Here is a 24668-nt window from a genome sequence, read left to right on the forward strand (position 1 = left end):
TTTTTCAAAGGAGGTTGAAGAAGAATTTGATTCATAAAATAATTATGCTAAAACTATGATTTATTCATAATTTTAACATTTATGACTTTATTAGAAATATTAGATACATCCATTAAAATTGGCTTAGGAGCACTGGTCACAGGTGTAATAGCGTATTTTAATCAAAAAGCGAGCATCTCAGCTTCTGTTACCAAAGAAAATCTTTTATACAACCGAAATCTACTAACCAATATTTCTAAAGATGTTGAAGAAATTAATCATTTAATATTAAAGATATGGAGTATCTTTGAGTTCGAAGCAAAGAAATCACCAATAAATCAAACTAAAATATTAGAACGACTTGATCCTTTAAGAACATCACTTTTCAATGACTTCGATCTTTTAAGCAAGAATGAAGGTCTTTTATTACTCCACGGATACACAGAACAACAAGAAAAATTAAGATTTTATGGAGAACTTTTAGGAAAATTCAATTCCTATACTTTGTTTAAAAATGGCTCGGTAGATATACAGAAAACAGCCGAATATAGAACTAAAATTCTAGAGGCTAGAAAGAACTTGTATCAAAGCCTACACAAAGCTATTCACTAATGATTGAATTTATCTGAAATCCAATCACACGACAGGCGACATGAATGTCGCCTGTTTGACTATGCTCAAGGGACTGAGCATAGTCAAACAAATGGGTTTTGTCACTTTTACCCAGTAAAAATGAGATAACGCTACACAATAGCAATTACGCCAGCAATCCAGTAGGAAGATGCTCTAAAACGATAGTCATTAATACCAATCGTTCAACTTATTATTCAAAAGCTCGAATCTGCTCAGCAAGCAAAGCCAACTCTCCATCATCCACTCGCTGAAAATCATGTGATGAAATATAGCCTTCGTACTGCTCAAAATACTTATCAACATTAGAGTTCACAGCTTGCCAGTTTTCATGCACTTGCTTAGTACCATGCATTGGAAATAACTTAGCGTGAACATGATCCACACCAAAACCTTCAAATACCATTGCTGTACGCCCAACGTCTTCAAAAAATCCATCTAACTTTTTCGCAACTTTCTTGGTATATAGCATCAATCCAGTTAAAACTTAGAGGTGGATCAGGAAATTTGAACAACACTTATAAGTGATATTTTGCTCCCCAAATGATGTTATAAACATCAATATATGGAGTATTTTATGACACGTAGACCAAGAAGAAATCATTCAAATGACTTTAAAGCTAAGGTAGCACTTGCTGCGATTAAAGCAGAAAAAACACTTGCTGAATTGAGTGCTGAATTTGATGTTCATCAAAACCAAATTATTGACTGGAAAAATCAATTGATCTCAGCTTCCTCGCAAGCTTTCGATCAATCAAAAGCTCCATCAGAACCCCCCATTGATCTTAAAAAGTTACATGCAAAAATCGGTGAGCAGGCATTAGAAATTGATTTTTTAGAAGGTGTGTTGAAGAAACTGGGCCGCTTCAACCACAAAAGTTAATCGATGACTCACTTCAGATTTCAGTATCTAAGCAAGCTAAGCTGCTGAAAGTCTCCCGTGGTTGTTATTACTATCGCCCAAAACCTGTGAGTGAATCAGATCTGAAGCTGATGCGCTGTATGGATGAGTTACATATGCAATACCCTTTTGCAGGTAGCCGGATGATGCGTGATTTATTGAATCGTCAAGGACATCATATAGGACGACGTCATACACGTACTTTAATGAAGAAAATGGGCATTAATGCGTTATATCGTAAACCAAATCTAAGTCAGGCCAATCAAGCTCACCGTAAATATCCATATCTGCTCAAAGGATTGGCTATTCAGCGCAGTAATCAAGTGTGGTCTACGGATATAACGTATATCCCTATGGCAAAAGGCTTTGTTTATTTATGTGCTGTGATTGATTGGCATAGCCGCAAGGTACTTGCGCATAGGGTATCGATTAGTATGGAGGTGGATTTTTGTATTTCGGCTTTAAATGAAGCGATTGAAAAATATGGATCACCTGAAATATTTAATACAGACCAGGGCAGTCAGTTCACCAGTGATGCATTTATTGATGTATTGAAATCAAATGGCATTCAAATCAGTATGGATGGTAAAGGTCGATGGATTGATAATGTGATGGTTGAACGGTTATGGAGAAGCGTTAAATATGAAGAGGTGTATCTCAAAGCTTATAGCAGTGTCACCGATGCGAAAAAGCAATTAAACGCATATTTTGAATTTTATAATTTGAAACGACCTCATTCGAGTCTGGACAAAATGACTCCAGATGAGTTTTACTATGACCAGCTACCACAACAAAATAAGGTAGCTTAACTAGAGCAGAATATCACTTATAAATAAGCTTTTAGTTGTTCAAACAAGTGGGACCACCTCTCTTCATCATCCAAATCAAAAGCATAACTTGTGTAATGTTTTTTGGGGATTACAACAGCTGCACCCAAAGTATTGGGGAATATCGTGAGAAATGCCATAAATTCATCATTACTATCAATAATATGGCAAGGTATTTCATTTCGTGTCATCTGACAAAAAATACAGTCTGTTCCCATTTGCCCCTCATCTATTCTTTTGTACTGTTATTTAATTTACTTATTTATTTTGATCTAGTTCTTTTAAATATAATAGGACTTACGCATTGACGGATTCAAAAAAGTATTAAAATACTTTATAAAGTATCTGTGATCAGACGAATTAAAAATGCTTCTACAGCAACTTGTACTCTACCCATTTATATGGGCTTTCTCATGACAGAACCGAACTCTATTAGCTGCACACAACTTGCCGAGACTTATAACATCTCGCATGATAGTGTAAATCGCTTTCTAGAGCGTGAAGACTACACACCTCACGACCTATATCAAGAAGCAATTCAACATATTGATAATAATAAACTTATAGTCAGTATTGATGATACTGTTTTAGATAAACCGTATAGTCAGCATATGGACTTGGTTAGCTATTTTTGGTCAGGCAAACACCACCGATCCGTCAAGGGTATTAATCTCATTACCTTGTATGCGACAGATCAAAATGGTCAAAATATTCCAATTAATTTCCGAATTTATGACAAATCTGAAAGTAAAACCAAGAATGATTACTTTATGGATATGTTAAGTGAAGTACTCAGTTGGGGTGCAAAGATTCAATTTATTACAGGTGATAGTTGGTATTCATCGACTGCAAATCTAAAAACCATAAGAAAATATGGTATTCGATTTATGTTTGGTATCGACTGTAACCGTAAGGTTTCCCCAGAAAAAGGACAATGGTTTCAACTGCGTTTATTGCCGAATTTCCATCAGGGTCAAGTGGTCTGGCTCAAAGATTTTGGCTTTGTACAATTATTTAAGACTCAGTTAAAAGAACAGCAGAGGTTTTATATTGTGCATCAAGATGAAGATGATTTATTGTCCTTTGAGGGTTTTCATGAATTACATTCAAGTCATTGGAAAATAGAACAATATCACCGAGTGATTAAACAGGTTTGTCATATTGAAAAGTTTCAAGTAAGACGATCTAAACTGATTTCGAATCATATTTTTTCAGCCTTGATGGCCTACGTTGAGATACAAAAGAACCAGTTTGAGCGGATCTTTGAAAATGTATATCGTTGGCAGAAGAAGTTATTTAGACCAATGATCAAAAACTTCATTGATGACTTTATTCTCGATAAAAATCATCTGCTACCACAGAGAATCTATAAATAATACTGCGTAAGTCCTATATAATATGACTCATTCACTTCATCGACTGAATAAGCCACAACCTTATTTTTCCCCTGCTCTTTGGCTTGAAACAAAGCACGATCGGCTTTTTCTAACAGTGCCATCCAACTGGTCGCACCAATTGCCACCCCAATACTAATACTGACTTTCAAATCAGGGCAGCGTACATTATCAACTGACTTCGCTTCATAAATCTCAGAACGAATCTTTTCCGCAATTTTTAAAGCGCGCTCCATTCCAACATTTTCAATCAGTACGATAAATTCATCGCCACCGTAACGTACCAACAAGTCAGATGTCCGAATATTTTCTTTTAATTTTTCAGCCACAAACTGAATCACCTGATCCCCCATCAGGTGCCCATACACATCGTTGACCTGTTTAAAATGATCAATGTCGATCACCATTAAACAAGTCTCCGAAAACTGAGTCGGCTGATTTTCCAAAAGTTTAATGTATTCATTCAACGCATAACGGTTTGCAACCCCGGTTAATGAATCCAAATGTGCAATATTCTTGAGTCGAAACTCCAACGCATCTCGCTGCTGAAGTGTCTGTTTTAACTGCTGAATCGCTGTAAATAAAGAATACATATTGGCGGGTTGATCTTTGGTATCCATGGGGTTAGGCCGAATACTGGAATGGGATAAATCAAACAGAATTTCACGCGCTTGAATGAGTGGACTAAACACTCTCTTACGCGCATAGATCATGGTAAACAGTGCCGCAAAAATTGAAATGAGTGAAATACCCACCGTTGTGAGCAAAATATTTTGTGCTTTATGCTTTTCGATAATGGCTTTTTCAACGCTATATTTGAGTAAATAATTTTGCAATTCCACCACGGTCGAAAATTTATCAACGATTGCTTCGGTTAACTGTGTCCCCGTTAAATAGTACGGTCGATGGTAAATACTTTCATTCATCAAGCGCTCAACAATCAATAGCCCTTTGGCTAAAAACTCGTTATAAACCGCTTGATGCAGCACTTTAAATTCTTCGGTTTTATCACGCTCGGGCTGTAAGGTATCAATGAGTTCCCACAAATACATCACTTGCCTCCGAGTCTGTAAAGAACGCGCTAAATTGGTTTCAGGAATCGGTTGTTTAAAAGCTACATGCGCCATCACATTGGATGCAGCACGACCAGCCTGATCGCGTAAATCCGCTAATAATAAAATTTGGACATAGAAGTTTGAAACAGCGGTGTCTTTGCCTTCAGATACAGCGATTACGTCTTTTAAAACATCATGACTACGATCCCAAGCACTAAACATTTTTAGGATGGCTTGATCCATGTTCTCGGCATTACGTTGCTCACGTGGTAGAGCTGCATAGGCATCTACCTGTTGTCTGCCTTGCGTTAAAGCTTCATCTAAACGGTCAACTAAACTTAAATCTAAATTTGGGAGGTTCGAGTGCTTTAAAACTTCTAAAGTCTTTTTCATCTGCTCATCCACCGTGAGCCGATATAGTTTTAACTCAAGCACGTGTTTGGCAAAGTCTTGTTGATTACTCGACATGAGTTTGTTGGCTGGCGCACGCTCTCGTGAAATCTTATTGGCCAAGTCTGCAACAGCCTGTAAGGCTTGTATTTCAGTTAAAGCTTGGTTGGTTTTGTTGTAATCACGATAACTTTTAACTATCAACGGAATGGATAAGCTGCACAATGACAAAATAATAATGCTCATTGCAATATACAGCTTTTGACTCAAATACTCAGAGCGTATTTCTCGCATACTTCAACCACGCCCCCATTCCCAAATAAAAGAAAACTAAATTAACTGTTTATTATACGAACAGTATATCGTGTATTTAAGTGATTAATTCTTTGTTTTGCATCGTTTTAAGATTTCATCATCCCCAAATGATCACAGCTAAACTTTCACTCACCTATGAAAGCTGAGTCAATCCATCCTTAATAATATTCATGTTTAGTGTGAATTTCATTCAATATTTTTAATTCCCATTTTTTAAACTGCCTATATTTACACATGCAACATTTAAGTGCATAATGCACAGTATTGGGGCGAATTAAAGTATATCCTCAGCAAATATTCTAATTTTCCCACAAATTTTGGCGGAAAAAACCAACTCCTCTTAGAAGTTGGTTTTTTTTTGCTCGAATAAAAGTTTTTAATGAAAAATACAGCCTCACATTTGCACCATTATTGTGCATTAAATTCCAATAGATTTTTATTAGAAAAAAGAAGATCTCGAAAATTTAAATAAAAAAAAGCCCAACCTTGGGGAAAGTTGGGCAGATAAACAAAAACTGTTTGAGGAGAATTAGCTTCTCACAAAACAACAATATTGTTAAATGATTCGCTAAAATCATTATGAAATAAATCCGTTCACTTGTAAAGCCAACTAAAGCACTATGGATTAACACAACGCTATAATTATCGTGAAAATTATCACAAATACTCAGAGGATATGTACATTATGCAAGCAAAAAACGAGCTTTTTGCGCTAATTTTAGGCGTTTTTTAGATTTAGGACACAAAAACGCCTATATTTGAGGTACCATATTTAACTTTTTTACCGTTTATATCTATATATTCAATCTAATTTACCAATTAAAAATCAAGTTCAGTACAATTCATTTTCCTGCATTCTCTGTTTTCTAAATAGGTATACCCTATTGTTCTGCTGTAAGTTTTTTTTGGTTGACATGGATACACTCAATTGAGCACTTTTTAACCTATAACACATCTAGAGTAATTACTCAATAATATAATACCATTAGAGCTCATTGACTTAATAAATTGTTACAATAGAATAGCCTTAGTTTAATCCAATGTTAACAATCTGGTAAATATCATGAAAAAACTCGGTTTAGCCACTGCTTTATTATTAGCCATGACCGGTGCTCAAGCATACCAATTCGAAGTACAAGGTCAGTCAGAGTATGTAGATACAACTGAAAACGACAAAAACTTCACTGGTGCTGTACAAGGTACTTACTATTTCAAAAACGTTGATTCATCTAAAGGTCCTTTAGCTGAAGCTGCTTTCTTAAACCAAGCATCAAATGTATCTTTAGCTTACCAATATGGTCAGTATGATGCTCCTGTAGATGAAGGTCGTTCTGACATCGAATCTCATGTTTACGGTGCTAAAGCTGAAGCGTATGTACCAACTAAATTCGTTCCTGCTTATGCAAGCGCGTCTTACAGCCATACTCACACTGATGGCAAAAATTCAGTAACTCGTGATGATAATGGCGACCGTTATGCACTTGAAGTGGGTGCTTTAGCTGCTCCGAACTTCTTGGTTGCTGTAGGTTATACTAGCGTTGCTGACCAATTTGCTCTTGATGCGTTCAACGTAATGGGCAATGGTGTTGTTAAAGCTGTTGGTGAAGCTGCTACGATCGGTGAAGATCAAGACGCGGTTACTGCACGTACTAAATACGTAGGTAACATCGACGGTACAAACATGGCGCTCGGCTTAGAAGCTGGTCTTGTTTACGGTGAAGACACCGCTTACCAACTTAAAACTGACCTTTACTTAACTCCTGCGTTAAGTGTTGGTGCTTCTTATGTTGAATCAAGCTTTGCTGGTACTCCAGATTCAGCTTGGGGTGCAAACGTTAACTACTTCATCACTCCAGCAGTTGCTGTAGGCGCAAGCTATGTAAATGCTAACGCTAAAGACAATACTGAGAATCTCGATACACAAACTGTTGGCGTAAACGCTAAATTCCGCTTCTAATTCAATTTAGAAACTGAATAGAAAAAAGGACGCTTTAAGCGTCCTTTTTTTAGTTTGTGGCTCTGACTAAATTTAAGAAATGTAAATGACGCTCATATTGGTCAATAATATCTTGCAAGAGATCATCTAAAGTCCAATCCATCACATCATAATTCTGTCCACCTTCTCTTAAGAAAACTTCAGCTTGATAAAACTGCTGTTCTTCGAGTCTATCTGCCATAAAACTGGGTGGCTGGGTTTCACGGGCAACCACCTGATAGATGAAGTTAATTTCATTATGGTGATCTACACGTAACTGCAAGCCATGCTCAATCGGTTGAATGGTCACGTCTAGCTGACGGCGCTGAAATTCCTTTTGTACCGCTGAAAATGCATGTTGTACCTGCTGGCCAATGAACTCTTCGACCTCAGACTGGGTATGCGGATAATGCATAATCAGACCTAGACGCTGTTGCCAACTGCGTGGATTTTGAATCGCACGTGGCGTGATTCGCGCATCTTGTAGTGCACGCATTTTGGTGACATCCAAACGCAATGCTTTCAGTAAGCCCCAACAGACCAGTAACATAATCAGAGTAAAGGGCAAGGCACTCATAATTGTGGCCGATTGCAAGGCTGAAAGTCCGCCTGCCATCAGTAAGATAATCGACAGTAACGCAATCAAAATGGTCCAAAATAGCCGTTGTCACAAGGGTGAGTTTTCTGTTTCTGCGGTTAAGTAATCAATCACCAATGAGCCTGAGTCGGCTGAAGTCACAAAGAATAGCACCACCAGAACGGTCGCAATCAGGCTCGATATTTGAGAGAAAGGTAAATGGGTCAAAAATTCAAACAGTGCGACGGATGAATCTTGTTGTACCGCTGAGATTAAAGATGTGTGCCCATCTTGAATAATACTGAACAGCGCTGCATTCCCCATGAAGCCCATCCAAATCAGGGTAAAACCTGTTGGAATGAACAACACCCCGACAATGAACTCGCGAATGGTTCGACCTTTAGACACTCGGGCAATAAACATTCCAACAAAAGGCGACCATGAAATCCACCAGGCCCAATACATAATGGTCCAACCACCAATCCAACCATTGGGTTGGTAGGCATACAGGTTGAAGGTCATCGTGAACAGATTAGATACATATTGCCCTGCATTTTGAATACTGGTTTGTAAGATATAAATGGAAGAACTGGCAAAAAACACAAATAACAGTAAAACCACTGCCAGCACCAAGTTCAATTCAGACAGCCGTTTAATGCCTTTGTCCAAACCAAACCCGACTGAGAGCGAAGCTAAAAAAGTGACAAAAATGATTAGCCCGACCTGAATACCAATACTTTGCTGGATACCAAAAAGATAATTCAGTCCCGAATTAATTTGGGTCACCCCAAAACCAAGTGTGGTAGCAACCCCGAAAATAGTGCCTAAGGTTGCAAAGGTATCAACCGCATCTCCCGTTGCACCATAGATTTTTTTGCCCACCAAAGGATATAAAGCAGAGCGAACCTTTAAAGGCAAATTATGTCGGAAAGAGAAATAGGCGAGCGACAACCCCACAAGCGCATAAATGGCCCATGCATGTAATCCCCAGTGGAAAAAGGTGATCCGCATCGCTTGTTGTGCGGCATCTACGGTTTGCCCGTCTCCCGTGGGCGGGTTGACATAGTGCATCACGGGTTCAGCGACACCGAAGAACATCAAACCAATCCCCATCCCTGCGGTAAACAGCATGGCGAACCAAGAACCACTGCTATATTCAGGCAGACTATGATCAGGGCCGAGTTTGATTTTCCCCATATCGGAGAGTGCAATAAAGATCAGTAAGATCAGAAATAACGCGACAGATAAAACGTAAAACCAGCTAAATGAGTCAATAATCCATTGATTTAAATGTTTGGTTAAAGCCTCAAAACCACTTGGGTCAAAAAGAATCAAGGCCAGAAAAAGCACCAGAATCACGACAGTGCTGAGAAATACATTCCGTTTGATGTTTGCAAACAGCGATGGCTTTATGGAAGGCATAATTCCCCCAGAAAATTATTTTTAGTACAAAGATATAACCAAAATGGTTAATTAGACGAGTCTAATAAAGAGTGAAGAATGAATAGCTTAAAATTTAACGATTCTGTTCCATCATAATTTATGTTTAAAAATAAGGCAGTGCGAATCCTGTAACAGTTTAATTCTCTTTATGATCATTCGGTCGATGCTGAATATACTGCAAGGCAATCAAGCGTGAGACGACTAAAGCCAAATACATCACCCCACAAAACATCTGTAACATCGCAATCATACGAGCCAGCGGTGTCAGTGGCATTAGATCGGACAAACCTGTCGCCGACTGCAAACTAAAACTTAAAAAAAGTAAATCGAGCCATGACTGTGCGCCCGCTACATTGGGATTTAAAAAGCTATTGGGTTCTAAAATCTGGCAAATGCTATATAAAAAGGCAAAACCCCATGCAATAAGCGTAAACACTGCCCCTGCAGCAAATAGCTCATCTTTGGTCAAATAACGGTCTGCAAACATATAGCGCAGCAAGCCATAGGCCGCAATAAAATAGGCCATCGCCTCAAAGGCATGACTAATCACCAAAAGCATTGGATCTCGCGCACCCAGCAAAATCAGTAAGGAAAAGAACAATGCCCCACCAACAAAGCTCAAGCCGAGGATGGTAAACACGGGAGTTTGACGAATGACCTTGGCAATGAGTAACAGGACCAAAACACCTAAGCCCCAAACCAATACACGTAAGGACAAGCTATGGCCGCTCAACAGTGCCAAAATCAGCATAATAAATTGCAACAGCAGTAACCATGCTGAAGGCAGTAGACGGAAACCTTTCCAAAATTCGACAAATACTTGCATATGCAGCCTGTTGTTTTTAAAGCCAAGTTTGATTGGTTCTTGTTCTCGCTTTTTAACTTAGCATGAATAGCCACTGAAACCGATGCTTTTTATTCGTGTCAGTCGATTCATTTTGTCCAACAATTTGAGTACTGCTTGAATACTGAATGTCACGATCTATGCATTTCAATATACAAAGCTGACACAGTTAGGAGCGTCAACACCATAAAAAAAGCCCCAGTGAATGGGGCTTTTTTTAGTTCAGGTTCAGATTAGTGATCTGAAGCACCTGAGATACCAATACCTGTTTGTGAACGTACATACTGCGCATCAAATGCTTTACGTTCTGCTTGTGCACGTGCTGAATTATCAGTCACAGAGAACAACCAGCAGCAGAAGAACGCCAATGGCATTGCAAAGATTGCTGGACCATTGAATGGGTTTACTGGGGTTTCAGAAATGCCCAATGTATCGACCCAAACGGCTTTAGATAAGATAATCAGTGTTACTGCAGTCGCTAGACCAATCACACCACCAATCACCGCACCACGTGTGGTTAAACCTTTCCAGAACATTGACAGTACAAGCACTGGGAAGTTGGCACATGCTGCTACAGAGAATGCTAAACCTACCATGAAGGCAACGTTTTGTTTCTCGAACAGAATCCCTAAAATCATTGCAAAAATAGCAAGACCTAAAGTCGCGATTTTAGACATACGAAGTTCAGATTCAGGAGTCGTTTGACCTTTCTTGAATACGTTTGCGTACAAGTCATGCGAGATTGCTGAAGCACCTGACAAGGTCAGACCTGCAACAACAGCAAGAATCGTTGCGAACGCCACTGCTGAAATGAAGCCCATGAACAAGTCACCGCCCAATGCATCAGACAAGTGAACCGCTGCCATGTTGTTACCACCAACAAGCTCTAGCTTGCCCGTCACGGCCATTTTCGCAACATCAATGAACTGTGGGTTGTTCGATACATAAAGGATCGCACCAAAACCAATGATGAAGGTTAAAAGGTAGAAGTAACCAATGAAACCCGTTGCTACAACCACTGATTTACGTGCTTCTTTAGCATCTTTAACGGTAAAGAAACGCATTAAGATGTGTGGTAGACCCGCTGTACCGAACATTAATGCCAAACCTAAAGAAATGGCATCAATTGGGTTCGCTGCAAGTTTACCTGGGCCCATGATATTGCCCGCTTCGGCTAGAGAAATGTCATGTACTTTAGAGAAAACTTGAATTGACTGCGTGAACATTTCAGAGAAACTGAAGCCTACGCCTTTCATCACCATGAAAGCCATGAATGTCGCGCCAGACAAAAGCATTACAGCTTTAATAATCTGTACCCACGTCGTAGCCAACATCCCACCGAAGATCACGTAAGCCATCATCAGAAGACCGACAATCACCACAGCAATGTTGTAGTTCAAACCAAATAACAGTTTGATCAGCTGACCTGCACCAACCATCTGAGCGATCAGATAGAATGCAACGACAACCAATGAACTTACTGCTGCAAGCGTACGTACTGGTTTTTCTGCTAAACGGAATGATACTACGTCAGATAAGTTGAACTTACCTAAGTTACGTAGACGTTCAGCCACCAAGAACAAGACGATTGGCCAACCGACCATGAAACCCAATGAATACAGCAAGCCGTCGAAGCCTGAACTGAAAACCATTGCGGAAATACCCAGGAATGACGCTGCGGACATATAGTCACCCGCAATCGCTAAACCATTTTGGAAACCTGAGATCCCGCCACCCGCTGTGTAGAAGTCAGCAGTATTGGTGGTTTGTTTTGCTGCCCATTTGGTGATGAGCAAAGTAAATCCGACAAAGATACCGAACATGATAATGGCATGCCAGTTTGTCGCTTGCTGTTGAGCCTCACCCAAATCTGGGCCTGCAAGTGCTAGGCTCGAAGCCAACAGTGCTGTAGCAGCGACTGTAAGCGCTTTCAATGAATTCCATTTCATTAGTGCTGTCCTTTCTCTTGCGCAATGGCTTCAACTTCACGCATTGCTTCTTCATTTAATGCGTCGAGTTTGTTATTCGAGATATACGAATAAACACCACACAAAACAAAAGACAATACAATAATGCTTAGACCCAATGGCATGCCAATCGTGGTCACCCCACCACTGACTGAAGTCATTAAAAATTCTTTGTTGTAGCCGACCAACAACATGAAACCAACGTATACAACCAACATAATAGTTGTCAGTGTCCAGCTCAGTTTACTTTTACGACTAACCATTTCCTTGAATTTGGGATTTTGTAGAATCTGTTCTACTTGTCTCTCATCCATAACCATACTCCTGTGCGTATCCAACCGTAGATACAATTTTTTAATTCGAATTATTACATTTGCTAAAGTAGCAAGCTTCTGTATTGGTTGTAATTTAGACTTTGGTCTGTAAATTTTAAACAAGCTCAGCAGCCTCTATCCCAGATGCGCTATGATGGCCGAGATGAAGGAAAAACTTTAGGTAAAATGAACAGCTGGCTCATTATCGGGGTATTGGCCCTCTATATCGTCTTACTCTTTATCTGCGCTTTTTTTGGTGAGAAACACGCCAGCCGCCTGAGCACGCGTGGGCGCATGCTATTGTTTAGTTTAACTTTAGGGGTCTACTGTTCATCTTGGACCTTTTATGGCGCAACAGGTGCAGCGGTTCGTGAAGGCATTATCTTTCTGCCGATCTACCTTGGCCCACTACTTTTCGTCGCACTGGGCTATGACATTTGGCGTCGTTTAGGCCGCGTCCGTCAGCACCATGCTATTTCATCAATTGCCGATTTTGTTGCTGCACGTTATGGTAAAAGTGGGCCTTTGGCCTCGATGGTGACCATCCTCGCCGTTATTGCGATTATTCCTTACTTAGCCCTGCAGTTACGCGCTATTGCACTTAGTGCTGCGGTGATTTTAGAGCCCACCGCAGGCAGTATCGCCTCAACTACCAACGGTGTACTGTTCCTCACTGGTATCTTGGCCATTTTAGCCATGATTTTCGGGACTAGACAGATTGCCAATACAGAACAACATGGCGGTCTGATGTTGGCGGTTGCCTTCGAGTCTTTTGTCAAACTGTTTGCTTTGCTGTGTGTCGCGCTCTTTTTCGTGTTTGCTGCACCTGAAAACATTCATCAAATTTCTAAGGATGTTGCAGAGACTTTCCATCAAGTACAACTCATTGGTGTACCCGATACATTTTGGGTTCAAACCTTGTTGGCTGGACTCGCGATCATTTGCTTACCGCGTCAGTTCCACGTCGCTGTGGTCGAATTGCGTGATGAAAAGCATATTCGCGGGGCACGTCGCTGGTTCGCAGTTTATTTAGTTTTAACCATCATTGCCATTATTCCCATTGCCAGTTGGGCGCTGCATGCAACGCCAGATTACTTAGCGATCCCCGATGTCGCAGTTTTGTCTTTACCCCTAAGTTATGGCCAAGACTGGTTAACCCTATTGGCCTTTTTAGGCGGCTTCTCTGCCTCTACGGGTATGCTGTTGGTGTCTTCAGTGGCGCTGTCGATCATGCTCAGTAATGACTTGATCATGCCTGCCTTATGGCGTACCAATTTACTGTCCCGCCACGATAAGCGCTTACCCTTGGTGCTTAAATTTACCCGTCGGGTCTGTATTTTAGCCGTCATGTTATTGGGCTTTTTGTTCTTCCATTTTTTCAATGATATTGACCAACTCTCAGTCTTTGGCTTGTTGGCCTTTAGTGCGGTGGCTCAGTTCTCACCAGCCCTCATTGGTGGTCTGTACTGGCGTGGCGGCAGTAAACAAGGTGTCTATGCAGGTTTATTGGCGGGTTTTGGTATGTGGGCCTACACCCTGCTGTTACCCACTGTACTGCGCAGTTTGCCTGCTGAATATTCACACTTTACCGAAAGCTTTCTCAATTTCGGGCCAATGGGCATTAACTGGTTACGTCCTGAAGCCCTGCTCGGTTTTGAATCCTTTGCCGCACTTACCCATGGGGTGGTGTGGGCACTGGGTCTGAATATTATTTTATACATTTGGATTTCCCGAATTTTCCGCCCCAGCGTAGCCGAACAAATTCAAGCAGAAAGCTTTTTCTATTATGAAACTAAGCCACTGCCAACACAGAGCACGTCAACAGACATCAACTACATTCATCACGATGTTGCACGCTTAAAAGTTGGTGATTTAATCACCTTAGCCAAACGGATTACTGGCGATGGCGCAACTATGCGCGCTTTCCAACAGTTCTGTGCCCAGAACAATGTGGTGCTGAATGAAAACAGCAATGCCAACGGCATGTGGTGGCGTTTTACCGAACAATATTTAGCAGGCACGATTGGCGCTGCATCGGCACGTACCCTGCTCACCACCGCAATGGTCAACAATGGCCTCGCTTTGGGGCAAGTGGCAAACATTCTAGACCAAGCCTCACAGTGGCAACGTTTTAATCAAAACCTGATCATGACCATGATTGACCACATGACCCAAGGGGTGAGTGTGGTCGATGAAAATATGTGTTTGGTGGCGTGGAATAATCAATATTTAAAACTGTTTGATTATCCGAAAGATATTGTCTATGTCGGTTGTCCGATTTCCGATTTGATTCGGTATAACGCAGAGCGCGGCGAATGTGGCCCGGGTTCGGTTGAAGAACATGTACGGAAACGGATGCACTGGATGCAAGTCGGTAGTGCGCACGAGTTTGAACGGATTCGTAAAGATGGTCGTGTCATTCAAATGCGCGGTAACCCGATTGAAGGCGGTGGCTTTGTCACCACCTTTGCCGACATTACCGCCTTCCGTGAAAATGAAGCCATGCTGGAGGCGCGTGTCCAAGACCGAACTCAACAGTTAGCAGATGCATTGACTGAGCAACAACTGGCACGTGAACAAGCCGACAAAGCCAATATGTCGAAAAGCCGCTTTATTGCTGCGGCCAGTCATGACTTATTGCAACCGATGCATGCCGCGCGTCTGTTCAGTACGGCTTTAGAACAAAGCGTACAAAGTGAAGAAGACCGTAAAACCTTACAACAGCTTGATCGTGCCTTACACGGTGCAGAAAGTATGTTGTCTGCCCTACTGGATATTGCCCGTCTGGAAGGTGGCACCATTCAACCCAACCGTCAGGCTTATCCGCTGCATGATTTACTCAGTGACCTCGAATTGCAGTTTAAATCCATTGCCGCACAGCGTGGTATTCTTTTTAGCGTACATGATGCACAGTTCTGGATTGATACCGACCCACAATGGATTCGCCGTATTATTCAGAACTTTGTCAGTAATGCCCTACGCTACACTGCCAAAGGCAAAGTGGTGGTGGGGGTACTCCGCTCCACGGACAAACCACGCCATATTCGAATTGGAGTTTGGGATACAGGACCCGGGATTGCAGAAGAACAACGAATCAAACTATTCCAAGAGTTTGAGCGCTGTGGCCATACCTCACCGTGGGGTGAGCAAGGGCTTGGCTTGGGCTTAGCCATCGTACAACGGATGACCAGCCTGCTCGACTACCCAGTGCATGTCTATTCAGAGTATGGCAAAGGGTCATGCTTTATGATTGAAGTACCAATCATTGACCCGCCAAAAGTCGTGGCAGCGCCTGTACAAGCGGTTCCACTCAAAACCAAAGCCTATAAGATTTTATGCTTGGACAATGACGAAACCATTTTAGAAGGAATGTCGACTTTACTCACCAAATGGGGCTATCAAGTGTTTAAGGCAACCGAACCTGAACAAGCTTTTGAGATGATTCAGCAAGAAAACATTCAGGTCTGGTTGGTCGATCAGCACTTGAATCATGACAAAATTGGTTTGGACTTTATTTTGGCTAATCGCCAAGAAAATGTCCCCGTCGCTTTGATTACCGCAGACTCAGATCCTGAACTGCCACAACGGGTCAAAGATATGAATATCGTGCTGTTGAAAAAGCCGTTAAAACCTGCTTCTTTACGAGCATGGTTATCGGGTTTAAAAATTTCAAATCCTGAATAAATTCACTACATTCACTCACCAAACCCAAGTCATCTGACTTGGGTTTTGTCTTTTTTAGGCTCTGTATATACAGTAAACTGACTAAAGTTTTAAGGATTTCGACCAAAGTGCTCATTTCCAGCTCTTTGAAGCCCAATAATATTGACTAAAAATTACACATCCATTTTTACTATGGCAAAATACACCAGTTACATTAGTGAACACTTGTATACTTAGTTACAATTTTTCAAGTGTATGTTTTATTTAAAATAATAATACATAAAAACACAAACTACGACTTTAGTCGTATTCATCTCCATAAGGCATTGGCAGATAACTAGGACTAAGAAAAGATCAGTTTTTCTACCTATATACCCCTTCCTTCGCTGAAGAAACTGATCATCCTTCTCTTGGAGTTTTATGATGAACATTTCTAAAGCAATGCCACATGGCTCAGATCAGTCGCAACAATTTCTGCGCCAGTATAGTGCCAATGCCTTTTTACCCAGTATCGACTGGGTTGAACTCTTTAAACAAAGTAAACTCAACGAGACTCATATTCAGGCCTTAGATACGCTGTATCACACCGCCATTCCCCTCGCATTACAAGTGTTTGAACAGCTCGACTTTGATGTGTTTCGACCAGCGGCTTACCAACCGCAAGGTTTAGGCCTCTTTGAAAAACTTCAGCAACAAGAAGAGCCGTTCTTGATGGCATTGGAAACCGAGTCTAGCGGACTCAGTGAAGATGTACGCCATCAAATTTGGAGCATGCTCCTTCGCGGTGGTGCAGTATTGATGTTTAAAGCATGGCTCGGTAAAGTCAAAACCGATCAGGATCAACTCGACACCACCCAGTTTGACCAATTGTCGGATCTGCTCTTTATTAAAACACCACCACAAGTCTTGGCGGATCGTTTAAGTATTGATGCGCAAGGGACACAAGACCATATTTTCCTCATGTATGACAACGAAATCCATTTAGACCGTTTCAATAGCTTAGAAACAGCGGCTTTATTTGTCGATCTTGGCGTGTATGATGCGGCCTTTTTAAGTCTGCGCGATGACCGTGTTGCCGCTTATTTGAAACAACAGGGCTATGTCTCTGAAGAGCAAATTGATGATCTGCAATGTGCTTTAAATCCTTTATTTTGTACTGATGTCACCAGCAAACAAAACTGCTTGGCTTAAACTTAAGACTGAAAAAAAAGCGCTGATGATTCAGCGCTTTTTTAATTCAATAGAATACGTTACATTCGTTTTTCTTCAATATTTAAAGCATTGATCGCGAGTACAGCTTGTGTTCGGTTTTGTACCCCGAGCTTACGGAAAATCGCAGTCACGTGCGCTTTAATCGTCGCTTCTGAAACATCAAGTTCATAGGCAATCTGCTTATTCAGCAAACCTTCTGCCACCATCATCAAAACACGGAACTGCTGCGGCGTTAAGGATTGAATCCGCTCAGCCAGTGCAGTTTCATCGGCAGCACGTGGATCAAAGTTCATGTTAGCGGGTAGATTTGGCGGCAACCAAATTTCACCATCTAAGACTTCGCGAATTGCTTCGCCAATATGACTTGGATGTGCCGACTTTGGAATATAACCCATCGCACCATGTGCAATTGAACGCTGAATGATCGACGTCTCTTCATGCGCTGAAACGACAATGATCGGTAATGATGGATACTGGGCACGAACGTGTACCAATGCAGAAAAACCTGAAGCACCTGGTAAGTTTAAGTCCAATAGCACCAAATCAGGTTCAGGACCTTTTTCAAGGCGTTCATAAAACTCGTTTACTGCAGCTGTTTCATGAATTTGAGCTTGCGGTAAGCTATAACGAACAGCTTGGATTAACGCATGGCGAAACAGCGGATGGTCATCAACGATTAATATATTCATAAGCAACGACAGATTTCGAGTGCACTAGTCTTGACTATTCTAACCATACAAGTGCCGATAAGGATATGCAAAGTCTAACTTTTTTTCACTTTATCACGCTTTATTCAGAAAAATAGCCTCAATTCCAAGTCGATCTTGAAATATAAATAACTAATCACATTTTGATATAAAATTTATCAGTACATCGAAAAAGGTTATTTATTTTAAATATATATATAAAATACAACCATTTAATAAAAATTTAAGCAGCCTTTTTCAAGTTCAACAGATATATCTTAAAATCAGATAACTTAACGCTATTTCTTTATTTTACAGACCAAATGCAAATATTAGATAAATAAGCCCATTCCGAGATACAACACTTTAGGGCTGTCCTTATGTCTACTTTACTGCAAAAACCACTCAATATTGTCGCTGTGTCAGGTGGTTTAAATACCCCGTCTAAAACTGAGGCATTAGTACAAGAAATATTAAATGAACTGGGCAATGCAACCCCAATCAATGTACATTTCATTAAATTCAGCGAAATTGGCCATTTACTCGGTGGCGCGATTTACCGCAACCAACTGCCACAACGTGTGCAAGATAACCTAGCCGCGGTCGAAGCTGCCGATGCTTTGATTGTTGGAACACCAGTTTACCGTGCTTCATTTACTGGTTTGTTCAAACACTTTTTCGACTTTGTTGAGCAAACGGCGCTGGTCGATGTACCGGTACTACTTGCAGCCTCAGGCGGCAGTGAGCGTCATGCACTGGTACTGGAACACCAACTTCGCCCACTATTTAGTTTCTTCCAAGCGCAAACTTTACCGATTGGGGTCTATGCCACAGACAAAGACTTTACCCCAGCGTATACCATCCACAGTGAATTATTACGAGATCGCATTACTCTTGCCGTAGCTCGTGCTTTACCCATCTTAGAATGGGCACCTGCCAAAGGTCAGCGTGCAGAAGTGGTGAAAGAAAAGACCCAACTTGCCAATCAGAACTTGGGTATCAACACGCAAATCGAACAAGATGATGTGCTGCCTTCAGCGGCGGTTCCGAATTTAGATGCGGCCGAGTCTCGCTTGCATCAGAAAAAAGCTAAACCACAGGTTGCTTAACGCAAAAAGCATTGAGAGGGTTTTCACATGTCACAACAGAATAAAAATATTACGTTTGCTTATTGGGTTCCCAATGTCAGCGGTGGCTTAGTGGTGAGTAATATTGAGCAGCGCACAGACTGGAGTTATGACTATAACGTCCGTTTAGCGCAGGCTGCAGAAAAAAGTGGCTTTGCTTATGCTCTGACTCAGATTCGTTTTACTGCAGGTTATAACGCAGAAAACCAACATGAATCGGTCAGTTTTAGTCACGGTATCTTAGCCAAAACCAGCAAACTCAAAGTCATTGCCGCTATTTTACCTGGCCCGTGGAAACCCGTGCTTGCCGCAAAACAGCTTGCAACCATCGACCACTTAACCCAAGGACGTATTGCGATTAATGTGGTTAGTGGTTGGTTTCGCGGCGAATTTGATGCCATTGGTGAACCATGGCCTGAACATGACCAACGCTATGCCCGCTCGGAAGAGTTTATTCGTGCATTAAAAGGCGTTTGGACCCAAGACAACTATAGTTTCAATGGAAAATACTACCAGTTCAAAGACTACACTTTGTCACCCAAACCTGTGCAAAAGCCGCGTGTTGAAATTTTACAAGGCGGCAGTTCACGCGCTGCACGGGATATGGCTGCACGGGTTTCAGACTGGTATTTTACCAATGGCAATACCCCTGAGGAGCTCAAAAAACAGATTGATGATATTCGTGCAAAAGCCCAACAGAATGGTCATCAGGTCAAAATTGGGGTCAATGCTTTCATTATTGCCCGAGATACCGAAGAAGCGAAAACGGTTCTGCAAGAAATTATTGATAAAGCCAATATTCAAGCGGTTCATGCCTTTGGCGATGCCACCCGTGAAGCGGGTGCTGCCACACTGGAAGGTGAAGGCAACTGGGCCAAATCGACCTTTGAAGATTTGGTTCAATACAATGATGGCTTTAAAACCAATTTGATTGGTACACCACGCCAAATTGCCGAACGTATTGTGGAATTAAAAGCTGTTGGGGTGGATTTAATCCTTTCAGGTTTTTTACATTTTATCGAAGAGGTTGAATACTTCGGTGCCAAAGTGTTGCCATTGGTTCGTGAGTTGGAAGCTCAGCAGCAATCCGTTGAGACTGCCAAATCTGCTTAGCTCGGTAAGCAGCAGACACGAACTAAAAAATAATAATCATAGGTGACTCTATTCTTCCCTCAAGGCTCGGCTTGAGGGTTTTTTTATTGGTGTATAATCCACACAAAGTAAAAAATAACCACTTTATATGAACAACAGCCAACCCTCTAAATTCATTAATCTCTCTTTGGCCTTTTTATGGGGCTATCAAGGTCTAATTCCTAAAATCCTTTTTATCAATCCCGATGAGATTGCCATTTGGCAAACTTTTGGGCTTTCCTACACACAAGCCCAACTGGCAGGTCAGGGCTCAGGTGTGCTTGAGTGTGTTTTTGCTTTATTGTTCCTATTTAGCTCCAGTAAATATCTGCATTACCTCAGTATCTTTAGCTTAGTGTTTTTATTCGCACTGGTCGCTTTTCTAATACCAGACAGTCTCATTCGTGCTTTTAATCCTGTGGTCATGAACCTTGCAATGATCAGTCTATCCATTTGTTATTGCATGCTTCACAGCCAAGAAGCGACGTCCTTTAGTTCACAAAGTAAAGGCTCCATATGAATTCAAAATCAGGTTGCATCATCATTACAGGCAGTTCTAAAGGTATCGGCTTGGGTTTAGCTCAAGCCTTCTTGGAACAACAACAAGCTGTCGTGATTTCTGGGCGAAATAGCACAGATTTACAGCGCACCCTGCAACAGCTACGGCATCGCTTTCCTGCTGCGCTGATTCATGCCGTCACTTGTGATGTCACGCAGATCCATGAAGTACAAACGCTTTGGGATGAAGCCATTCAACACTTTGGTGCTGTTCAGATTTGGATTAATAATGCAGGCAGTTGTACAGCGACACTAGACTTTAAAGATCTCGCAGCAGCAGACATACAGACTGTGGTTCAGACCAATATTCTAGGCAGTATGTTCGGCTCACAAGTGGCCTTAAACGGCATGCTAGCACAAGGCTATGGTCAAATTTTCAATATGGAAGGCTGGGGTACTCGAGGCGAATGGAGTGCAGGCATGACCGCCTATGCCACTACCAAACGTGCCGTAGGGTACTTTAGTCAAGCCTTATTTAAAGAAACCAAACAGACCCAGATTCAAGTCGGTACACTCAGTCCCGGAATGGTAGCAACTGACCTACTGGTATCCTCTTGGCAAAATGGCAATGTTCAGCACTGGAACAAAATGAAACGGCTTTTTTTGTTTATTATCGATCCTCCCGAAGTGGTCTATCGCTATTTGGCTCAACGTATTTTAGAAAATAAACGTCGCCATAGTCGCATCGTATGGATGACGCCATTACGTCTGTTGCTCCGATTTTTGCGGCCCTATTATTGGCGGCGGAATCCCATGAAAGATACAGCTTTAGCGCATCTCCATTCAAAATAATGCCACATCAAGTGATAGATCATTTACATTAAACATAAACCCCGAATTAGGAAGACTTCTGATGTATACAGGTATCGTACAAGGCTTAGAGAAAATTCTAGATGTCCGTCAAGGCGACGGTTTTAGCACCCTTGTGGTTTCAAATACACACAACTTTTTTCACGATGTCTTCATCGGTGCAAGTGTAGCCATCAATGGCACCTGCTTAACTGCAACGCGCATCGATCTTAACGCCAATCAAGTCCATTTTGATGTTTCGGATTTGACTCGACGCCTGACCACTTTAGGCACTTTACAGGCAGGTGATGAGGTCAATATCGAACGTTCAGCCAAAGTCGGGATGGAAAATGGGGGGCATAACTTGTATGGACATATCGAAGGAACGGCTACAGTAAAGCAGCTAAGCCGTCACGGCGAGACCTTGCATGTGGATCTTCACATTCCAGAAGGCAATATTAAATACTTTTTCTTAAAAGGTTTTATTGGTCTGAATGGTTGTAGCCTCACCGTCAACCGTGTTGATCGTAACAGCCATGAAATTTCAGTTGATTTGATTCCTGAAACCTTGCGTCTAACCACGTGGGCATCGGTACAAGTCGGCGATGCCGTCAATTATGAAATTGATCAGATGACACGGACCATGGTGGATACCTTAGAAAGCATCCATCAGCGTTAGAACTATTTAATTTCTAAACGTCTCGTACTTACAAATTTGTATACAGCAACCTGATATAGTCCATCAATATGTCAAAATAAAAATACCGTCTGCTTAAGACGGTATTTTTTAGGTTGATTTTATCCGTTTGGATATACTTCTTTAATCAACACTTCGACCACTTGCGGTTCAGCCAGCGTCGATGTATCGCCCAAACTATCTAACTCGTTCGCCGCAATTTTTCTTAAAATACGGCGCATAATTTTACCTGAACGTGTTTTCGGTAAAGATGGTGCCCAATGTAAGGCATCTGGTGTCGCCACAGGACCGAGTACCTTTCTTACCCACTGAATGAGCTCTGCACGGAGTTCTTCCGTTTGTGCAGTGCCCGCTTGTAAAGTGACAAAGGAACAAATTCCCTGCCCTTTGATCTCATGTGGCATTCCTACTACGGCAGCCTCAGCCACCGCCTCATGTGCCACTAAAGCACTTTCCACTTCAGCAGTGCCTAAGCGGTGCCCTGACACATTCAGTACATCATCCACCCGTCCTGTGATCCAGTAATAACCATCTTTATCACGGCGTGCACCATCGCCCGTGAAATACGTTCCAGGATAAGTTGCAAAGTACGCTTCGATAAACCGCTCAGGATCCCCCCAAATGGTTCGCATTTGCCCCGGCCATGAATCCTTAATCACCAGATTCCCTTCAGCCTCTCCTTCTAACTCGTTGCCTTCTGCATCGACCAAAGCAGGTTGAATTCCAAATAAAGGACGCGTTGCAGACCCGGGTTTAAGTGGTGTCGCACCCGGAAGTGGAGAAATTAAAATTCCACCAGTTTCGGTTTGCCACCAAGTATCCACCACTGGGCAACGGCTTTCCCCCACCACTGTGTAGTACCAATTCCATGCTTCAGGGTTGATCGGCTCTCCGACGGAACCAATTAAACGCAAACTGCTACGGTCACTCTCACGGACAAAGGCATCCCCTTCACGCATCATGGCGCGGATCGCTGTCGGTGCCGTGTATAAAATCGTCACATTGTGTTTGTCGACAATATGTCCTGTACGTGCCCAACTTGGATACTGTGGAATCCCCTCAAACATCACTGTTGTGGTTCCATTCGACAAGGGGCCATACAGCACATAAGAGTGTCCCGTAATCCAGCCTACATCGGCGGTACACCAAAACACATCATCTTGTTTTAAGTCAAACACTTCACGGAAGGTACTATTCACATAAGTTAAATAGCCCCCTGTGGTATGCAGCACACCTTTCGGCTTACCGGTTGAACCTGAGGTATATAAAATAAATAAGGGATCTTCCGCATTCATCGGTTCAGGTGGACAAATCTCGTTGACGGTCATGATCTCCATGTGATACCACAAGTCACGCCCTTCTTTCAGCGTGATCGGATTACCTGTCCGATATACCACAATCACGTTTTGTACCGAGTCTGTACCGGGTAGATTCAATGCCGCATCTACATTTTCTTTCAGCGGAATTGGTTTCCCCCCTCGCATTCCAGAGTCTGCGGTAATCACAATTTTGGCTTGACTGTCCTCAATTCGGCTCGCCAATGAATCAGGCGAGAAACCACCAAACACCACACAATGCACGGCACCGATTCGGGCACAGGCCAACATCGAAATGGCCGCTTCTGAAATCATTGGCATATACAGCACCACACGATCACCCTTCAACACGCCATGCTTTTTCAGGACATTGGCAAAACGACACACTTCGTCATACAGTTCAGCAAAGGAAATGATTTTATGGCGTGAGGGATGGTCACCTTCCCAAATAATGGCAGGTTTATACGGATGCTCTTTTAAGTGGCGATCAAGGCAATTGGCACTTAAATTTAACTGGCCATCGGCAAACCATTCAATTTTAAAATTGTCTTTATCATAACTGGTGTTTTTAACTTGGCTAAAAGGCTTGATCCAATCTAGCTTCAACGCTTGTTCAGCCCAATACTCGTCAGGTTGTTCTATCGATTTTTGATAGCGTTCAAAATATTCTTGTTCATTGGTGCGCGCAGTTTTTTCAAATTCTGCAGGTACAGGATATACTTCTTTCATATCATACTTCCTTATATTCTGACTCTCATCGCGAGAGTTCATGCCACAGTTATTGGTTTATTATTGGACTGCATAACCACAGTATGACGATTGTTTTTTAAACAGATCAACACGGCTTTGGTCGTATATTATTTCTACAATTTAAAACA

17 protein-coding genes and 3 pseudogenes are annotated in these 24668 nt (G+C 41.8%); 11 read left to right on the forward strand and 9 right to left on the reverse strand.

What is annotated here, in order from left to right; genetic code table 11:
* Window positions 1–81 precede the first annotated feature (81 nt).
* Window positions 82–591, forward strand: coding sequence for a hypothetical protein (locus AC4CUX_RS06010; protein WP_078388338.1), 510 nt, complete (start codon window positions 82–84; stop codon window positions 589–591).
* Between the two features lie 211 nt (window positions 592–802).
* Here the strand turns inward: AC4CUX_RS06010 and AC4CUX_RS06015 are convergent.
* Window positions 803–1096 (reverse strand): annotated as a pseudogene (locus AC4CUX_RS06015) (diadenosine tetraphosphate hydrolase); the annotation flags it as partial.
* 90 nt (window positions 1097–1186) lie between these two features.
* On the opposite strand from AC4CUX_RS06015, the gene AC4CUX_RS06020 reads away from it, so the two are divergent.
* A protein-coding gene (locus AC4CUX_RS06020; protein ID WP_490792228.1) for an IS3 family transposase occupies window positions 1187–2319 on the forward strand; the annotation gives its coding sequence in 2 pieces (ribosomal slippage) (window positions 1187–1439 and window positions 1439–2319; 1134 coding nt in all).
* A gap of 62 nt (window positions 2320–2381) precedes the next feature.
* On the opposite strand, the pseudogene AC4CUX_RS06025 reads toward AC4CUX_RS06020, so the two are convergent.
* Window positions 2382–2555, reverse strand: a pseudogene (locus AC4CUX_RS06025) (HIT family protein); the annotation flags it as partial.
* 129 nt (window positions 2556–2684) lie between these two features.
* On the opposite strand from AC4CUX_RS06025, the gene AC4CUX_RS06030 reads away from it, so the two are divergent.
* Complete coding sequence (locus tag AC4CUX_RS06030) at window positions 2685–3713, forward strand: IS701 family transposase (RefSeq protein ID WP_176536921.1); 1029 nt, start codon at window positions 2685–2687, stop codon at window positions 3711–3713.
* Here the strand turns inward: AC4CUX_RS06030 and AC4CUX_RS06035 are convergent.
* Window positions 3704–5470, reverse strand: a complete 1767-nt coding sequence (locus tag AC4CUX_RS06035) for a GGDEF domain-containing protein (protein WP_490792234.1) — start codon at window positions 5468–5470, stop codon at window positions 3704–3706. The two genes, AC4CUX_RS06030 and AC4CUX_RS06035, sit on opposite strands and share 10 nt — an antisense overlap.
* Before the next feature lie 1084 nt (window positions 5471–6554).
* On the opposite strand from AC4CUX_RS06035, the gene omp33-36 reads away from it, so the two are divergent.
* A complete protein-coding gene (gene omp33-36 / locus AC4CUX_RS06040; RefSeq protein ID WP_490792235.1) occupies window positions 6555–7448 on the forward strand; it encodes a porin Omp33-36 in 894 nt (297 codons plus the stop codon).
* A gap of 49 nt (window positions 7449–7497) precedes the next feature.
* On the opposite strand, the pseudogene AC4CUX_RS06045 reads toward omp33-36, so the two are convergent.
* The 4 genes and pseudogenes from AC4CUX_RS06045 to AC4CUX_RS06060 all read right to left on the reverse strand — a co-directional run bounded on the left by AC4CUX_RS06045 (window position 7498) and on the right by AC4CUX_RS06060 (window position 12611).
* A pseudogene (locus AC4CUX_RS06045) lies at window positions 7498–9465 on the reverse strand (glycine betaine transporter).
* A 157-nt stretch (window positions 9466–9622) separates the two neighbouring features.
* Window positions 9623–10312 carry an ion channel gene (locus AC4CUX_RS06050; RefSeq protein ID WP_004691682.1) on the reverse strand — a complete coding sequence of 230 codons (690 nt, stop codon included), beginning with the start codon at window positions 10310–10312 and terminating at the stop codon, window positions 9623–9625.
* A 251-nt stretch (window positions 10313–10563) separates the two neighbouring features.
* A complete protein-coding gene (locus AC4CUX_RS06055) occupies window positions 10564–12279 on the reverse strand; it encodes a cation acetate symporter (RefSeq protein ID WP_114836372.1) in 1716 nt (571 codons plus the stop codon).
* The gene (locus tag AC4CUX_RS06060) at window positions 12279–12611 is read right to left on the reverse strand and encodes a DUF485 domain-containing protein (protein ID WP_004691685.1); all 333 of its coding nucleotides are present in this window, start codon (window positions 12609–12611) and stop codon (window positions 12279–12281) included. The genes AC4CUX_RS06055 and AC4CUX_RS06060 overlap by 1 nt, the downstream gene beginning before the upstream one ends.
* A 186-nt stretch (window positions 12612–12797) precedes the next feature.
* On the opposite strand from AC4CUX_RS06060, the gene AC4CUX_RS06065 reads away from it, so the two are divergent.
* Together AC4CUX_RS06065 and AC4CUX_RS06070 are read left to right on the forward strand one after the other, a co-directional pair.
* Complete coding sequence (locus AC4CUX_RS06065) at window positions 12798–16295, forward strand: PAS domain-containing hybrid sensor histidine kinase/response regulator (RefSeq protein ID WP_490792620.1); 3498 nt, start codon at window positions 12798–12800, stop codon at window positions 16293–16295.
* Window positions 16296–16697: 402 nt separating this feature from the next.
* Window positions 16698–17465, forward strand: coding sequence for a hypothetical protein (locus AC4CUX_RS06070; RefSeq protein ID WP_490792621.1), 768 nt, complete (start codon window positions 16698–16700; stop codon window positions 17463–17465).
* 59 nt (window positions 17466–17524) lie between these two features.
* On the opposite strand, the gene AC4CUX_RS06075 is transcribed toward AC4CUX_RS06070, so the two are convergent.
* On the reverse strand, window positions 17525–18175 hold the full coding sequence (locus AC4CUX_RS06075) for a response regulator (RefSeq protein WP_004691689.1): 651 nt from the start codon (window positions 18173–18175) through the stop codon (window positions 17525–17527).
* Between the two features lie 377 nt (window positions 18176–18552).
* Here AC4CUX_RS06075 and msuE point away from each other — a divergent pair, with 377 nt between their 5' ends.
* From msuE to AC4CUX_RS06100, 5 genes are all read left to right on the forward strand, one after another.
* Window positions 18553–19281, forward strand: coding sequence for an FMN reductase (gene msuE, locus AC4CUX_RS06080; RefSeq protein ID WP_490792236.1), 729 nt, complete (start codon window positions 18553–18555; stop codon window positions 19279–19281).
* A 27-nt stretch (window positions 19282–19308) separates the two neighbouring features.
* Window positions 19309–20412, forward strand: coding sequence for a dimethylsulfone monooxygenase SfnG (gene sfnG, locus AC4CUX_RS06085; protein WP_490792237.1), 1104 nt, complete (start codon window positions 19309–19311; stop codon window positions 20410–20412).
* Between the two features lie 127 nt (window positions 20413–20539).
* Complete coding sequence (locus AC4CUX_RS06090) at window positions 20540–20950, forward strand: DoxX-like family protein (protein WP_125274275.1); 411 nt, start codon at window positions 20540–20542, stop codon at window positions 20948–20950.
* Window positions 20947–21780, forward strand: coding sequence for an SDR family NAD(P)-dependent oxidoreductase (locus tag AC4CUX_RS06095; RefSeq protein WP_490792238.1), 834 nt, complete (start codon window positions 20947–20949; stop codon window positions 21778–21780). Before AC4CUX_RS06090 ends, AC4CUX_RS06095 begins: the two co-directional genes overlap by 4 nt.
* Before the next feature lie 61 nt (window positions 21781–21841).
* Window positions 21842–22456: a riboflavin synthase subunit alpha gene (locus AC4CUX_RS06100; protein WP_176536751.1), complete on the forward strand. Its 615-nt coding sequence runs from the start codon at window positions 21842–21844 to the stop codon at window positions 22454–22456.
* A 119-nt stretch (window positions 22457–22575) separates the two neighbouring features.
* On the opposite strand, the gene acs is transcribed toward AC4CUX_RS06100, so the two are convergent.
* On the reverse strand, window positions 22576–24519 hold the full coding sequence (gene acs, locus AC4CUX_RS06105) for an acetate--CoA ligase (RefSeq protein ID WP_490792239.1): 1944 nt from the start codon (window positions 24517–24519) through the stop codon (window positions 22576–22578).
* Between the last annotated feature and the right edge of the window lie 149 nt (window positions 24520–24668).

Source organism: Acinetobacter sp. 231_lipA (assembly GCF_058243005.1).

Bases quoted from the DNA above. Each gene is read 5' to 3' on its own strand.
- AC4CUX_RS06010 (WP_078388338.1), top strand. From the start codon at position 82: ATGACTTTATTAGAAATATTAGATACATCCATTAAAATTGGCTTAGGA.
- AC4CUX_RS06035 (WP_490792234.1), bottom strand. From the start codon at position 5,470: ATGCGAGAAATACGCTCTGAGTATTTGAGTCAAAAGCTGTATATTGCA.
- omp33-36 (WP_490792235.1), top strand. From the start codon at position 6,555: ATGAAAAAACTCGGTTTAGCCACTGCTTTATTATTAGCCATGACCGGT.
- AC4CUX_RS06050 (WP_004691682.1), bottom strand. From the start codon at position 10,312: ATGCAAGTATTTGTCGAATTTTGGAAAGGTTTCCGTCTACTGCCTTCA.
- AC4CUX_RS06055 (WP_114836372.1), bottom strand. From the start codon at position 12,279: ATGAAATGGAATTCATTGAAAGCGCTTACAGTCGCTGCTACAGCACTG.
- AC4CUX_RS06060 (WP_004691685.1), bottom strand. From the start codon at position 12,611: ATGGATGAGAGACAAGTAGAACAGATTCTACAAAATCCCAAATTCAAG.
- AC4CUX_RS06065 (WP_490792620.1), top strand. From the start codon at position 12,798: ATGAACAGCTGGCTCATTATCGGGGTATTGGCCCTCTATATCGTCTTA.
- AC4CUX_RS06070 (WP_490792621.1), top strand. From the start codon at position 16,698: ATGAACATTTCTAAAGCAATGCCACATGGCTCAGATCAGTCGCAACAA.
- AC4CUX_RS06075 (WP_004691689.1), bottom strand. From the start codon at position 18,175: ATGAATATATTAATCGTTGATGACCATCCGCTGTTTCGCCATGCGTTA.
- msuE (WP_490792236.1), top strand. From the start codon at position 18,553: ATGTCTACTTTACTGCAAAAACCACTCAATATTGTCGCTGTGTCAGGT.
- sfnG (WP_490792237.1), top strand. From the start codon at position 19,309: ATGTCACAACAGAATAAAAATATTACGTTTGCTTATTGGGTTCCCAAT.
- AC4CUX_RS06090 (WP_125274275.1), top strand. From the start codon at position 20,540: ATGAACAACAGCCAACCCTCTAAATTCATTAATCTCTCTTTGGCCTTT.
- AC4CUX_RS06095 (WP_490792238.1), top strand. From the start codon at position 20,947: ATGAATTCAAAATCAGGTTGCATCATCATTACAGGCAGTTCTAAAGGT.
- AC4CUX_RS06100 (WP_176536751.1), top strand. From the start codon at position 21,842: ATGTATACAGGTATCGTACAAGGCTTAGAGAAAATTCTAGATGTCCGT.
- acs (WP_490792239.1), bottom strand. From the start codon at position 24,519: ATGAAAGAAGTATATCCTGTACCTGCAGAATTTGAAAAAACTGCGCGC.